This window comes from Halovivax sp. (genome assembly GCA_007119345.1).
GTDB lineage: Archaea > Halobacteriota > Halobacteria > Halobacteriales > Natrialbaceae > Halovivax.
In genome coordinates this window covers 38,461-52,956 of the sequence record SKPV01000204.1, presented here as the reverse complement: position 1 = coordinate 52,956, position 14,496 = coordinate 38,461, and the positions used below count along the sequence as shown (strand labels likewise).

General features: G+C 63.8%; 12 protein-coding genes and 1 tRNA gene. 2 read left to right on the top strand and 11 right to left on the bottom strand.

From position 1 onward, the window contains the following. A partial coding sequence (locus QZT59_RS14185; protein WP_290817754.1) for an ABC transporter permease occupies window positions 1–821 on the bottom strand: 821 nt, incomplete at its 3' end. Between the two features lie 251 nt (window positions 822–1,072). Here QZT59_RS14185 and QZT59_RS14180 point away from each other — a divergent pair. Next, complete coding sequence (locus QZT59_RS14180) at window positions 1,073–2,020, top strand: ABC transporter permease (RefSeq protein ID WP_290817751.1); 948 nt, start codon at window positions 1,073–1,075, stop codon at window positions 2,018–2,020. Window positions 2,021–2,073: 53 nt separating this feature from the next. Here the strand turns inward: QZT59_RS14180 and QZT59_RS14175 are convergent, their stop codons facing one another. The 10 genes from QZT59_RS14175 to QZT59_RS14130 all read right to left on the bottom strand — a co-directional run bounded on the left by QZT59_RS14175 (window position 2,074) and on the right by QZT59_RS14130 (window position 13,970). Then, window positions 2,074–2,616, bottom strand: coding sequence for a hypothetical protein (locus QZT59_RS14175; RefSeq protein ID WP_290817748.1), 543 nt, complete (start codon window positions 2,614–2,616; stop codon window positions 2,074–2,076). 43 nt (window positions 2,617–2,659) lie between these two features. Further along, window positions 2,660–4,054: an oligopeptide/dipeptide ABC transporter ATP-binding protein gene (locus QZT59_RS14170; protein ID WP_290817745.1), complete on the bottom strand. Its 1,395-nt coding sequence runs from the start codon at window positions 4,052–4,054 to the stop codon at window positions 2,660–2,662. After that, complete coding sequence (locus QZT59_RS14165) at window positions 4,054–5,127, bottom strand: ABC transporter ATP-binding protein (RefSeq protein WP_290817742.1); 1,074 nt, start codon at window positions 5,125–5,127, stop codon at window positions 4,054–4,056. Before QZT59_RS14165 ends, QZT59_RS14170 begins: the two co-directional genes overlap by 1 nt. A 1-nt stretch (window position 5,128) precedes the next feature. Then, complete coding sequence (locus QZT59_RS14160; RefSeq protein WP_290817739.1) at window positions 5,129–6,169, bottom strand: ABC transporter permease; 1,041 nt, start codon at window positions 6,167–6,169, stop codon at window positions 5,129–5,131. Window positions 6,170–6,181: 12 nt separating this feature from the next. Then, the gene (locus QZT59_RS14155) at window positions 6,182–7,135 is read right to left on the bottom strand and encodes an ABC transporter permease (protein ID WP_290817736.1); all 954 of its coding nucleotides are present in this window, start codon (window positions 7,133–7,135) and stop codon (window positions 6,182–6,184) included. A gap of 57 nt (window positions 7,136–7,192) precedes the next feature. Further along, the gene (locus QZT59_RS14150) at window positions 7,193–9,118 is read right to left on the bottom strand and encodes an ABC transporter substrate-binding protein (RefSeq protein ID WP_290817733.1); all 1,926 of its coding nucleotides are present in this window, start codon (window positions 9,116–9,118) and stop codon (window positions 7,193–7,195) included. Window positions 9,119–9,498: 380 nt separating this feature from the next. Continuing rightward, window positions 9,499–11,421 (bottom strand): ABC transporter substrate-binding protein, encoded by a 1,923-nt coding sequence (locus tag QZT59_RS14145; protein WP_290817730.1) that lies wholly within the window; start codon window positions 11,419–11,421, stop codon window positions 9,499–9,501. Between the two features lie 317 nt (window positions 11,422–11,738). Beyond that, window positions 11,739–12,638 (bottom strand): hypothetical protein, encoded by a 900-nt coding sequence (locus tag QZT59_RS14140; protein ID WP_290817728.1) that lies wholly within the window; start codon window positions 12,636–12,638, stop codon window positions 11,739–11,741. 826 nt (window positions 12,639–13,464) lie between these two features. Continuing rightward, window positions 13,465–13,539, bottom strand: a tRNA-Met gene (locus tag QZT59_RS14135). A gap of 167 nt (window positions 13,540–13,706) precedes the next feature. Then, window positions 13,707–13,970, bottom strand: coding sequence for an HAH_0734 family protein (locus QZT59_RS14130; protein WP_290817725.1), 264 nt, complete (start codon window positions 13,968–13,970; stop codon window positions 13,707–13,709). 241 nt (window positions 13,971–14,211) lie between these two features. On the opposite strand from QZT59_RS14130, the gene QZT59_RS14125 reads away from it, so the two are divergent. Next, window positions 14,212–14,496 (top strand): 50S ribosomal protein L44e, encoded by a 285-nt coding sequence (locus QZT59_RS14125; RefSeq protein WP_290817722.1) that lies wholly within the window; start codon window positions 14,212–14,214, stop codon window positions 14,494–14,496.

Sequence of the window (14,496 nt, the reverse complement as noted above, 5' to 3'; positions counted from 1 at the left end):
CTGCGGACCAGCCGCGCGATTCCGCCCCAGCTCAACAGCCCGAACGTCACCAGCAGCAACAGCAGCGACGGGTTCCAGTACATGTACCCGATCACGTAGACGATGATCGCCGGAATCGACAACTGGACGTCCACGTAGGCCATCAGCAGGTCGTCCATCAGCCCGCCACGGAACCCCGCGACCACGCCCACCGCCGCCGCCAGCGGGACGACGAACGCCGCCGTGAACACCGCGACGTACAGCGCCGTCCGCGCCCCGTCCGCGACGAGGTAATCGACGGCGATCCCGTCCCCGTTCGCCCCGAAAGGGTAGGCGGACAACGTTCCGTGACAGTGCTGGTGGATCGAACCCTCGACGGGGGTGAGATCGCCGAGACAGTTCCCGACGGCGGCCCGGGGAACCGTCGCGCCGTACGGGGGATGGAAACTGTGCTCGAGGCGCAACTCGGACGAACCGATCACGGGCGGCCCGAAGAGTCCGAGAAAGACGAACGCGCCGAGGAGGGCGGTCGCCGCCGCAGTGGACGGGCGGGACAGCAGGTGCCGGAACGCCCGACGAGTCACGTCACGATTGCGTACCGCGGGTACGCCGACGTACGCGACGATCACGACGCAACCCGCGACGAATACCCAATCCACGCGCTGGAGATACCAGTCGAACACGAGGTAGCCGCCGGTAGCGCGATCGTACGCGTACAGCGATCCAAGCAGTCCGATTCCGACCAGCATCGTCAGGTGCTCGACCGAAACCCGACGCTGGGCCGTCGGGATTTCCGACCAGTCCACGCGGTCGAATCGCGACGTCCCGTCAGAATCCTGCATGGAACACACCAGAACGGTCCCAAACCCGGTAACATAAATTTGGCTATATGAGTGGAGACATAGGTGACGGAATCAGTACCTTTTTCTTCGAGAACTGAAAACGAAGCGACAATGCCCTCCCGCCGCTTGCAATCGCCGCCGATGGGGGTGGTGCCGGGACGCCCTCCGCGGACTCACAGCCGTGGCGACCCGCGTCGAACCGCGTTCGGCCGCCATCGGAGCACCCCCAGCAGCGCCGGACGGAGGTCGGGATGAGCCTCGCCCGAACCTTCCTCCAGCGTATCGCGCTCGGCGTCGTCGCCGCCTGGGGCGTGCTCACCGTCGTCTTCGCGCTGTTCTCGTTCACGCGAAACTGGAACATCGAACAGGACGTCGCCATGCAACAGTGGGGCGGCGGCCTTTCGGACGAGGAGGCGGAAGCCGTCGTCCAGGAGTATCTGGCCGAGCGCGACCTCGACCGACCGCTCCACGAACAGTACGTCGACTGGACGACGAGCATGTTCACGCTCGACTGGGGCGATTCGTTCCAGACCGGCGAGGCCGTCTTCCCGATGGTCGTCGACGCTACCTGGCGGACGGCGATGTACGTGCTGCCGGCGATCGTCGTCGCCGTCGCGCTCGGACTGGCCCTGGGCGTCTACGCCGCGTTGCACCCCGAGAGCCGCCTCGCCGGTTCGGGGGTGGGCACGGCGTACCTCCTGTTCGCCCTGCCGAACTTCTACGTCGGCGGCATGCTCCTCTCGCTCGCGGCGGGCGGCGCGGTTCCGGACTCCTCGCTGCTGTTCGACCACGCGCTACCCGTCGCCCTGACCGCGACGTCGCTGTTGGGCGGCTACGTCAGCTTCACCCGCGCACACGCCGCGGAGTACGCCAGTGCGGAGTTCGTGACCCTCGTGAAGGCGAAAGGCGCGAGCCGGCTGCGCGTCGCGATCCACGTCGTCCGGAACGGGGCGATCCCGATGTTCTCGATGCTATTCACCGAGGCGCTCGCGTTGCTCGTTCTGGCGATCTTCGTGATCGAGGTGCTCTTCGGGATCGAGGGGCTGGGACTGTTACTGTTCGACGCCATCGAGGCTCGCGACCTCCCCGTCCTGCTCGGTGGCACCATGGTCGTCATCGCCGTCGGCGTGGTCGGCAACATCGTCCAGGACGTCTCCTACACGGTACTGGACCCGCGCGTCGACACCGGATCTCGGTAGTACCGAACCGGTATCTCGCCGACACTCCCACGGTCGCGGACCGTCAGCGACCGTCAGTCGGGGCGGATCCGAACGGTCACGTCGTCGGAGAGCGCGCCGTCCTCCGCCCCGTCGACGTTGACTCGGGCGGCGATCGTGTACTCGCCCGGTTCGGCGTGCTCCCACTCGGACTCGGAGACCCGGAACGTTTGGTCCCAGGTCCGGGACACTACCTTCCGTTCGCCGCGCGAGAACGTTAGCGAGCCCCGCTCGTCGCCTGGATCCCGAAGGGCAACGTGAGACGCCTCTTCGATCCCGTCGACCGACCACGTCCAGACGAGCGGCGAATCCGTCGCCAGCGTGATCGGCACGGGCAGCGGGTTTCGCATCTCGACGCGAAACGGGATCCGAGTCAGTCGGTCGTACTCCGTCGACGGTGTCGTCACCGAGACGGAGATCGCGCTGTGTCGGATCCCACGGGGAACCAGGAGGTGGCTGAGCATTCGAGACGGAACGGACCGAAACGACTGCGGTTCGTCGTTCTTCCCGCGCAGTCCCGGCGAGAACGGATCGTCCTCGTCGCGGTGGATCGCCGAAGACTCGTAGATCCGTCGCATTGGTGAGTACAGGGACGGCACCGAATAAAGGGTTGCGATCCGATCAGTCGTCGGCCGAGGCGGCGTCGAAGCCCCGCGGCGTCGAACCGATCTGCCCGCGGTCGTACTCGTCGTCGTAGAGGTGACAGGTGATCCGCTGGGACCCGCCGGTCGGGATCGCCTCCGGTTCGTCGACCTCGCACGGCGAGACGAACGCGTCGGAGACGAGTTCGCGGGCCTCCTCGATGCTCCCCGCGGCGAGATACTCGATCGTCTGGGAGAGGAGGTGTTCGACTTGCGAATCTTGGATCCGCGCCGGTAGACCGAACTCCCGTCGGACGCGCTCGTCGACGGTCGCCTGGTCCAGGTCGGCCGGGTCGATCTCTTCGGTATCGGTACCTTCCTCGACCGACATCACCGCATCGATCGATTCCGCGCCGCGCAACCGGAGCTTGAAGTCGAGCAGGGACCGCCAGTCGTCCTGTTCGAGGTTATATTCCTCGGGCGGGATGACGTGCGGGCATCGCGTGTGGAACTTACACCCCGACGGGGGATCGAGCGGCGACGGCACGTTCCCGGGCAAGATGATGCGATCGCCCTCCCAGAGGGGATCGGGTTCCGGAATGGCCGACAGCAGCGCCTCCGCGTACGGGTGGTGGGGCGGCGCGAAGACCTCTTCGGTGGTGCCGATCTCGGCGATGTCGCCGAGGTACATGACCCCGACGCGATCGGAGATGTGCTCGACCACGCTCAGGTCGTGTGCGATGAAGATGTACGAGAGGTCGAACTCCTCTTGCAGGTCCTCCAGCAGGTTCAGGATCTGGGCCTGTACGGAGACGTCGAGGGCGCTCACCGGCTCGTCGCAGATGATGACCTCGGGGTCGACGGCCAGCGATCGAGCGATACCGATGCGCTGGCGCTGGCCGCCCGAGAACTCGTGGGGGAACCGGTTGGCGTGACTCGGGTTCAGTCCGACGATCTCCAGCAGTTCGTAGACGCGATCCTGGCGCTCTTGACCGCTCGCGAGCCCGTGAATGTCGAGGGGTTCCCCGATGATGTCGCCGACCGTCATCTTGGGGTTCATACTCGAGAACGGGTCTTGGAAGATGTACTGGAGGTCCTTCCGGAGATCGCGCATCCGGCTGTTCGAGATCTCCGTGAGATCGATTTCCTTCTCGGTGACGGTACCGTCCTCGGATTCCTCCTCGTACCGATAGTAGACGGAGCCGTCGGTCGGTTCGATCAGCCTGAACATCGTCTGGCCGAGCGAGCTCTTCCCGCAGCCGCTCTCGCCGACGATGCCGAGGGTTTCTCCCGGGTACAACTCGAGGTCCACGTCGTCGACGGCCTTGACCCACCGGGTCTGTCCCAGCAGGTTCTCCACGAATCCCTCGTTCGCTCTGTAGTACTTCTTCAGCCCTTCGACGCGAACGATCGGATCTTCGTCGTATCGTACCATCAGCGATCACCCTCCGCGTACGGCGCCTGCGCGTCCGTCGGCTCGCCCTGGACGGCGACTTCGTAGTCGAGACCGTCCTGTAGATCTCCCGTGTACTCGAGACACGACGCCGCTCGCTCAGCCGACACGCCGGACGCGTCCTCGCCGGTCGTCGGATCGACGAGCGGCGGCTCCTGCAACGTGCACACCTCCTCTGCGAACGGACAGCGCGGGTGGAAACTGCACCCCGGCGGCAGTTCGACCAGGTCCGGCATGGTGCCGGGAATCGTCTGCAGACGATCGCTCTGGTCGCCCAGCCTCGGGATCGAGCTCATCAGGCCGACCGTGTAGGGGTGCTTGGGATCGTAGAAGAGATCCTCGACCGGGGCCTTCTCCACCGGCTTGCCGCCGTACATGACCATCACGCGGTCGCAGACCTCGGCCACGACGCCGAGGTCGTGCGTGATCAGCTGGATCGCGGTGTCGAAATCGTCGGCCAGCTCCTCGATCAGTCCCAGGATCTGAGCCTCGATGGTCACGTCCAGCGCCGTGGTCGGTTCGTCACAGATCAGCAGGTCGGGGTCGCACGACAGCGCCATCGCGATGACGGCACGTTGTTGCATTCCGCCGCTGAACTGGTGGGGATAGTCGGAGTATCGCGCTTCGGCCTCCGGAATGCCGACCTTGTCGAGCAGCTGGATCGTTCGTTCTTTCGCCTCTTGCTTGTCGTAATCGAGGTGGAGACGAATCGCCTCCGCGATCTGTTCGCCGATCGTGTAGACCGGGTTGAGCGCCGTCTGGGCGTCCTGGAAGATCATCGCGATCTCGTTGCCCCGGATGGACCGGATCTCCTCGTCGCTCATCTCCAGGATGTTCTCGCCCTTGAAGCGGATCTCCCCGCTCTCGATCCGTCCGGGGTTGTCGATCAGGCGCATCAGCGAGAGCGCGGTCACGCTCTTGCCGGCCCCGCTTTCGCCGACGACGCCGAACTTCTCCCCCGCCTCGATGCGATAGGAGAGGCCGTCGACGGCGTTGACGACACCCTCGTCCGTGTAGAAGCGGACGTCGAGGTCCGTGACTTCGAGCAGGGCCATTTCATCCACCTCCCTGTCCGGTCTGGACGTCTCCGGCCTGTGCGTCGAACGCGTCGTTGATTCCGTCACCGATCATGTTGATAGACATCACGAAGATGAAGATCGCGGCGCCCGGGAAGATCGTCGCCCACCACGGGATCCGACCGCCCGGACCCTGGATCAGCGTCCCCTGCATGTCGTCGAGCATGGTACCCCACTCTGCGGTACCCGGGGAGAGTCCGAGGCCGAGGAATCCGAGCGCGGCGACGCCGATGACGACCGTACCCAGCGCCAGCGTCGCCTGGACGATCACCGGAGAGATCGCGTTCGGAACGACGTGTCTGAAGATCACCCGTCTGTCGCGGGCGCCCAGCGCCTTCGCCGCCATCACGTACTCCTCTTCTTTCACGCTCAGAATCTCGCCGCGGATCAGGCGGGCGTAGCCGGCCCACCCGAAGATGCTGAACGCGGCGACCATCGTCCAGTAGTTTCCGCCGAGCATCGCGACCAGCACCAGCGCCAGCACGAGACCGGGGAACGCGAAGATCACGTCGAGCAGCCGCATGATGATCTCGTCGATCCAGCCGCCGTAGTAGCCGGCGATCGAACCGACGACGACGCCGACGGTCATCGTGATGCCGACCACGATGAAGCCGATCGAGATGCTGTATCGGCCGCCGTACAGGACCCGCGAGAACAGGTCCCGGCTATTGTTGTCGGTTCCCATCGGGTGGTCCCACGACGGCGGCTCGTACGTGCCGGCCATGACGTCCGGGTCCAGCGCGAGCTGGGCGCCCGGATCGTACGGCGCCAGCGAGATCGGCTGGACGGGGACGCCGAACAGCGTGATCGGCCGGGCGAGGACCGACAGGACGACCATGATGCTGACCACTACCAGCCCCAGCATCGCCGTCCGGTTGCGTTTGAACCGCCGCCAGGCCCGCTTGTAGCGACTCGTCGTTTCTCCACCGGATTCTTCCACCCAGTCGGAGAGCTGCTCTCGTTCCCGTACGCGTTCCGGGTCGAAACCGGTAATTCGTATCCTTCCTCGTTCAGTAGACATGTTTGAATACCCTCAGTACCTGATGCGTGGGTCCAGCAATGCGTACGCCAGGTCGGCGACCAGGTTCATGATGATGATCGCGATCCCGATGAACAGCGTGATCCCCATGACCACGTAGTACTCGCGCTCGTTGATCGCGCTGATGAGCTCGAAGCCGAGCCCCGGCCACGAGAAGACGACCTCGACGACGACCGAACCGGCGACGATGCCGGCGGTCAGGAACGCCGCGACCGTCACGACGGAGATCAACGAGTTCCGAAGCACGTGCTTGAGGATGACCGTTCGCTCCGGTAGGCCTTTCGCTCTCGCGGTCGTGACGTACTCCTTGTTCATCTCCTCGGCCATCGACTGGCGCATAATCCGCATCATGTTCGCCGACGCCGCCGTACCGATCGTCACGCCCGGGAGTATCAGGAACCAGAGCGCGTCCGGCGAGTAGATCGCACCGCGTCCCGAGTACACCGCCGGCCAGAGGTCGATCCACAGCGCGAAGATCAGGATCAACATCAGACCCAGCCAGAAGTTGGGGATCGAGATTCCGGCCAGCGCGATGAACCGGCTGATGTCGTCGCCCAGCTTCTGTCGATTAACCGCGGCGTAGATACCCGTCGGCACCGCGATGACGATCGCGAACACCCAGCCGAACAGGCCGAGCATGATCGTGGGCGGCAGTCGCGTGAGGATGATGTCCGACACCGGCCGACCGGTGCTGAACTCCTGTCCGAAATCCCCCTGTGCGACGCCCGCCATCCAGTCGAGGTACTGTACGTATACCGGACGATCGAGTCCGTGTTCGGCTCGGACCCGGTCGCGGTCGGCTTCCGTGACGTTCGGGTCGATATCGATGATGAAAGCGACCGGGTCTCCGGGCGTGAGGTGTACGAGTGCGAACGTGATTATCGACACCCCGATCAACGTCGGAATCACCAGGAGTAACCGTTTTATGACAAATCGTCGAAGGCTCATTGAGTCAATTAATTGGTAATATGGTGCGGTGGTTGGCGAGCGATACGCCTCGATCGATCAGTCGTCGTCTTCTTCGACCCAGGTGACCTGACCGGCCGGCGGGTTGAACATGGCCGCCGAGTACTTCGAGGAGTTGAACGGGTAGGCGTTCCAGCCCTTGACGACGTCGTCGCGGAGGATGTCGTCCTCCATGCCGAACGAGACCCACGAGACCGGCGGGTCCTCGAGCAGCGTCTCCCAGAGCTGCTCGTAGGTGTCCCGGCGGTTGTCGATGTTCTCCTCGCCGACGACGTCCGGTCCGTACCGGGCGCCGTCGATCAGCTCGGTGACCTCATCGTTCTCGTAGTGCGTGTGGTTACAGCAGGCCCCGCCCTGGTTGTCCGGGTGGGAGACGGCGCGTGCGTAGCCGTCGGGCGTCCAGCCCGAGGAGAGCCCGACCGTGATGATCTGGTTGTTCTCCCAGAGTTCGCCCGAGACCAGCATCTCGACGAACCGACCCCACTCGTACGTGTTGATCTCGACCTCGAAGAGGCCGGAGTTCTCCATCGACTCGGCGATCAGACCGACGGTGTCGACGCGGTCGTCGTTGTCGGAGTTGGTGATGATCTCCGTCTCGAACGGCGCCTCGATCCCGTGTTCGTCGAAGGCTTCCTGCACTAGCTCGGCACCCGCGTCAGGGTCGTACTCGTTGTAGTGGCCGAGGTCCTCCTCGATCGCATCGTAGTCGTGGACCCCCGCGTGGGCCGACGTCGGCGAGAGGGGGATCGCGGCCTCAGTCTGCCAGCCGTCGAAGACCGTGTCGACGATCTGGGGACGCGGGATCATGTGGTTGACGCCGCGACAGACGCGCGGGTCGTCCCACGGCTCCTGCTGGTTCGGGTACTCGAAGAACAGGTATCCGCCGCTGGTCACCGCGGAGACGCGGAACTCCTCGGAGTCGTCGAAGTCCGACAGCGTGTCCGAGGCGAGCCCGAAGGCGTGATCGACGATGCCGTCCTGCAGCGCGGCGGAGCGGCTCGGGTCTTCGGGGATGATCTCGTAGTCGATCTCTTCGACGGGCGGGCGCTCCGGGAAGCCGTCGACGAGTTCGAAGTCGTCGTCGGGGTGGTTCTCCTCGTACTCTTCGGGGTCGAACCAGTGGTCGTCGAAGCGCCGGAGGATGATGTGGGACTCGTCCTCGTACTCCTCGAACTGCCACACGCCGGTGCCGATCGGGTCGTTGCCTTCGAGCGGATTGACGTCGCCCGGCTCGGCGTCCCAGTACTGTTCCGGGAACACCGCATGGCCGATGTTGTAGTAGAAGTCCGCGTCGGGAAGCTGCGCGTACAGGACGAGCGTGTGGTCGTCGGTCGCCTCCGCGTGGAGGAACCAGTCGACCATCTCGACGCCCCACCGGTTCGCACCGACCCAGCGGTCCAGCGAGCGGACGAAGTGTTCGGCCGTGAGCTCATCGCCGTCGTGGAACTGGACGCCCTCACGGATCGAGAACTCGACCTGCATGCCGAAGACGCCGTCCTCGGCCGCTTCCTGGGCGCCGTCCGTCGTGAGGACCATGCCGTCCTCGGTCGGACCTTCCAGGATGTCTGGCTGCTCGTCCGCCTCGACCATGTAGTCCTCGTAGGCCTCGGACGTGATGTCCTGAACTTCGATCTCCTCCCAGTCCGTGGCGAGCCACGGATGGATCTGGCCTTCGTAGTCCGTCGTGAGCAGCCCCTCGTAGACCATCACCCCGCAGACCATGTTCGACGTCGTGTCACCGATCTGCGGCGGGTCCCAGTTCGGCGGGGCCGAGCCGATGGAAGTGCGGAGCGTTCCGCCCTCGACGATGTCGTCGTAATCGATTTCGACCATACCCTCACCGGGCTGGATGACGGTCTCTCCGTCGTCGTCCTCGCTCCCACCGAGGCATCCGGCAAGCGCCGAAACCGCAGCCGCTGCACCAGTGGTCTGTAGCACCTTTCGCCGATCCACGTTGAATGGCATACATGGGAGGTATTCTCAAGCCCATAAAAAGCTTACTGTCTTTACGTAACGATACCAATTACAGGAATCTGCGCACGTCGTACCGACGACTCCGCCAGAAACCATCCGTTTGAGTCACCAAACGTTAACTTCACTCGGGACTCCTGGACGAGGATGATTTGGGCAAGCACCCTCCGTGGGGATGCACAGTTGATCGCTCGCCGGCCCGAATCTGCCGGTCGAAACGATGGGTGTTCCACGCTGTCCTGACGTTGGCTGAGACGGTCGCACGTCGGCCGAAAGTCCCCGACGAGTGGGAAAGAAGGCGTTTTGAGGCTATTCTAATCATCCGAAGGATACGCGAATTCGGCCGAACCATCGACCGAAACTCCTCGTTTTGGTCAGTCGTCTTCTTCGATCCAACTGACCTGTCCCGACGGCGGGTTGAACGTAGCCGCGTCGAACTTCGTTCCGTTGAACGGGAACGCGTTCCAGCCCTTGACGACGTCGTCGCGGATGACGTCGACCTCCATCTCGAACTGGATCCAGGAGACCGGCGGGTCTTCGAGCACCGTCTCCCAGAGCTCTTCGTAGGTATCCCGACGATTATCGATGTTCTCCTCCCCGACGACCTCCCCGCCGTATCGGGCGCCGTCGATCAGTTCGGTGACCTGATCGTTCTCGTAGTGTCCCCGATTACAGCACACGCCACCGTGATGATCCGGATGGGACACCGCACGCGCGTAGCCGTCCGGGCTCCAGCCCGAGGATAGTCCGCCGCAGATGAGCGTGTTCTCCTGGTACATCTCGCCCGACGTGACGATTTCGAGGAACCGACCCCACTCGTAGGTCTCGATATCCACCTCGAAGAGGCCGGAGTTCTCCATGGACTCCGCGATCAACCCGACGCTGTCGACGCGGTCGTCGTTGTCCGAGTTCGTCATGATCTCGACTTCGAACGGCGTCTCGATTCCCAGGTCGTCGAAAGCCTCCTCGACGAGCTCGGTGCCGGTCTCGAGATCGTACTCGCTGTGGGGGGCGAGCTCCTCCTCGATCGCCTCGTAGTCGTGCGTGCCCGCGTAGTCGGACGTGGGCGAAAGTGGCAGGGAAGCCTGCGTCGACCAGCCGTCGAAGACGGTGTCCACGATCTGCGGACGGGGGACCATGTGGTTGACACCGCGGGTGACGCGCGAGTCGTCCCAGGGTTCCAGCTGGACCGGATACGAGAGGTACAGGTAGCCGCCGCTGGTGACCGCCGAAACGCGGAACTCCTCCGAGTCGTCGAAGTCGGTGTACGTGTCCGATTCCAGGCCGAACGCGTGATCAACGATGCCGTCCTGGAGAGCGGCCGACCGGCTCGGGTCTTCGGGGATGATCTCGATGTCGATCTCCTCGATCGGCGGCCGCTCCGGGAAGCCGTCGGGCAGCTCGAAGTCGTCGTCGGGGTGGCTCTCCTCGTACTCTTCGGGGTCGAACCAGTGGTCGTCGAAGCGCCGGAGGATGACGTAGGATTCGTCCTCGTACTCGTGGAACTGGTAGACGCCAGTCCCGATTGGATCGTGTTCGGCGAGCGGGCTCACGTCGCCGGGTTCGGCGTCCCACTGTTCCTCGGGGAACGGATGCCGACCGATGTTGTAGTAGAAGTCCGCGTCGGGAAGCTGGGAGTACAGCACCAACGTGTGGTCGTCTGGCGCCTCAGCGTGGAGGAACCAGTCGTCCATCTCGGCCGCCCAGCGAGGGGATCCGTCCCAGCGATGCATCCCGCGAACGAAGTGTTCGGCGGTGAGCGCTTCGCCGTTGTGAAACTCGACGCCCTCGCGAATGTCGAACTCGACCTGCATGCCGAAGACGCCGTCCTCGGCGGCCGCCTGGCCGCCCTCCATGTCGAGGACCATATCGTCAGAGACGATGAGCGGATCGGAGGTCGCGTCGTCTTCCGGGACGAAGTAGTCCTGGTAGTCGTCTTCGGCGACCTCCTGCACCTCGATCTCTTCCCAATCCGTCGCCAACCAGGGGTGAATCTGCCCCTCGTAGTCGGTGGTGAGCAGCGACTCGTAGATCGCCGACCCGCTGACCATGCGCGAGGTCGTGTCGCCGATCTCCGGCGGGTCCCAGTTCGGCGGGGCCGAACCGATCGCCGTGCGGAGCGTGCCGCCCTCGACGATCTCGTCGTAGTCGATTTCGACCATGCCCTCGCCGGGTTGGACGACGGTTTCCCTGTCATCGTCGTCGTCGCTTCCACCGAGGCACCCGGCCAGCGCGGAGAGTGCGGCCGCTGCACCGCTCGTCTTGAGCACCGTTCGGCGGTTGATTCCGAATGGCATATGCGATAGCTATTGGCAACCGTATAAATCATTTACTCGCGTGAGTTGACAGGAATGGAGACGGTCCGCGGGCGCGATCTGTAATACTTTAGCCGGTCGGGAATATTCCCTTTAACAGGTTGGGTATCATCCGATCGCCCGAACGGGACCGTCCACCGTCGGGATCCGTTTCGAGAGGTGTGAACTCGATATCTCGACACAGGATCCCTGCACCTCCAGCCCGGAACCGATCGTACCGATGAACGGACGGGTATCGGCGGTATCGACGGGATCGCGGGCCGACGATCTCCCGTCCGCGGACGGTCCTGATCGACCGGTTATCGCGCGATCCCAGGGTCGCCAGCGAGATCCCAGTCGATCATGCCAGCGTCCACTTCTTGCGGATCGAGTTCCGTCACTCGGAGGTCGCATTCGACGCACAGAAGCGCGACCACCGGAAAGGCCCGACAGCAGGATTCGACGGTTTCCTCGCTCGGCTCGATGTCGCCACCGCACGCCGGACACGTCTTCTTGAACAGGCGTAGGGACTCCAGCATCTCGAGGCGCTGCTCGAGGGGGACGGCCGCCCAGCGGTCGGTCAACTCGCGCAGCGCTCGATCGGTACCGACGTCGGTCACCAGCGCGCCCTCGGCGGGCCACTCCCGAACCCGACGGACGACCCTGATCGCCGGGTGATCGCGGTCTTTGAACTGAATCCGGTCCGGATCCTCGTCGAACATGACGACGATATCGTCGACGTCGACGCCGTCCGCCTCGACGCGTTCGACGTGTTCGTCGACGAGCGAGGCGAACTCGTCGGTCAATCGTCTCTCGTCGTCCGTTCCGGGTTCCACGGCGCCGACGTCGACCAGGAACTCCTCCGGATCGACGCTGTGTTTCTTCCGATACTCGATCTTCTTCGCCGTCTCGAACTCGTACTCGTCGCCGGCATCCGCCCCAAATCGCTCCGGCCCCTTGTCGAACCTCGCGAGGACACTGTCCGGGAGGTACCGCTTCGTCAAGGTCGGCGTCCCGGGGACGAGGTATCCCCGGAAGTAAATCGCGCCCATAGCCAGCGCGAACACCACAGCGCCGAAAAGCGGAGAAACTATCGCGAGCGGAGCGCTTACCCCCACGGCGATGATCACGTTGACGGCCGTACACGGCGTACACCGGTTCGCTCCCGTGTACTCGTCGTTTCGCAACCGTCCGACGACGGTCGATGAATCTCCGGTCATACCCCACGATACGCACGGATCCGTATAAACGGTCGCGTCCCGGGTTTCCGAAATTGTCCGAACACTTCAGTATACGGCCAGACCGATCGTGGTCACTCCGAGGCGCGAGACGGTCCGCCTGCGAAATGCGCCGCTAGTTCGATGGATCTTTTCTTCGCGCATGCGCAACCACTCGACTTCTCCCGTGGCGCACACGTGTGTCCGTAGACCGACGCTACGTCGGAACTTCGTCACTACTACGTCCGACCTTCGTCAGTGCGCACGCGCAAAATACCCGGGCTCGATTCGACGGGCTCCGACGGACTCGATTCGATCGACCGTTCCGGTTCCCCCGACACCGATCGATCGTTCGGACTCGAGAGCGAGCCGATCACGAAACGTCTCCCGGATTCGGTCCACGCCGACGTCGATTCCGCGACCGTTTGGGGAGACGATCAGCTCGGAATGTCAGCTCGGCTCGTCGCGGGAGGGAGTTGTACGTTGCCGACTTCGGTCACGTCGCGGTCTCGTCGTCTCCGTCAACTCCACCGCGTTCCGTACCTGCCGGTCGCGAGGTTGTTCGCGTCGAAAAGTAGCGGGAGGTATATTTGAACTACGCGAAGACCGTTCGCTGCACTCTCGGTCTCCTCTCGTTCAAATTACCATCGTGCGGTATCTGCCGCTCGCGTCGTTGCTCGCGGCAAAAACATAGCGGGAGGTAGATTTGAACCACGCCGAGACGTGCTCGCTCCGCTGTGCGCGTCTCGTCTCCTTCAAATCTACTCGTCGACTTTCGACGCTCACGGCACTCGTCACGTCGTTCCTCGTTTTCGTTCGCGTCGAAAAGTAGCGGGAGGTAGATTTGAACTACCGATCTGCGGGTTATGAGCCCGCCGGAATCTCCTGGCTATCCCATCCCGCTACCTGCTCGTAACCGAGTGTGGTAGTTAAGGATTGTGATTCGGGTGCCGTATGCGGGTTTCTGGCGGTACGGCACGGTCGCTCGGCGGGGAAGCCGCCCGACGTTACGTAGTTCCATGCAGCCGGATGCGGAATATTCGTCCACGCGGCGCCCACCTCGCGGCCGGTTCACGCAGCCCGTTCGCGGGCCTCGACGACGGTAACGTCCTCCGCGTCGACGAGTTCGACGTCGAGGAAGTGGGGGACGTAGTTTCGCAACTCGAAGTCCTCGCGTTCCGAGTCCGTCCCGACCGTACACCAGAGCTGTACGCGCTCCGGACCGTGCCACTCGCCGTTTCGATTGATCGAAAAGCAGACCAGCCGTTCTCCGTCGACCTCGATGACGGCCCCCTTGCGGATTCCCGGGTCGCCGTGGATGATGAGCTTCTTCATGCGCGTCGATTCGGAGAGTCGAACCGTAAGCGCTTCGGGACGGCTCCGTCGATATCGCCCGCAGCCGATCCCCCTATCGTCCGCAGCCGATCCCCCGGTATTTCGTCCGCATCCGAGCCCGCGGGTGATCCGTTCGCGGTCGCGACGTACCCCTCGCGATCACCGCCGCAGGCGGTTCGAGGAAGACGAACCAAACTGGTTTTAAAGGGGGCTGCCTTAGGCCACGACAAGTGATTCGATCATGCAGATGCCACGCCGATTCAACACCTACTGTCCGCACTGTAACGAACACCACCAGCACGAGGTAGAGAAGGTCCGAACGGGCCGCTCGACCGGTATGAAGGAGGTCGCCGACCGGCAGCGCCGACGCGCGAAGAGCACCATCGGGAACGCCGGCAAGTTCTCGAAAGTTCCCAGCGGAAACAAGCCCACCAAGAAGACCGACCTCAAGTACCGCTGCGGCGAGTGCGGCAAAGCGCACCTCCGCAAGGGATGGCGGGCCGGCCGACTCGAGTTCCAGGAGTGA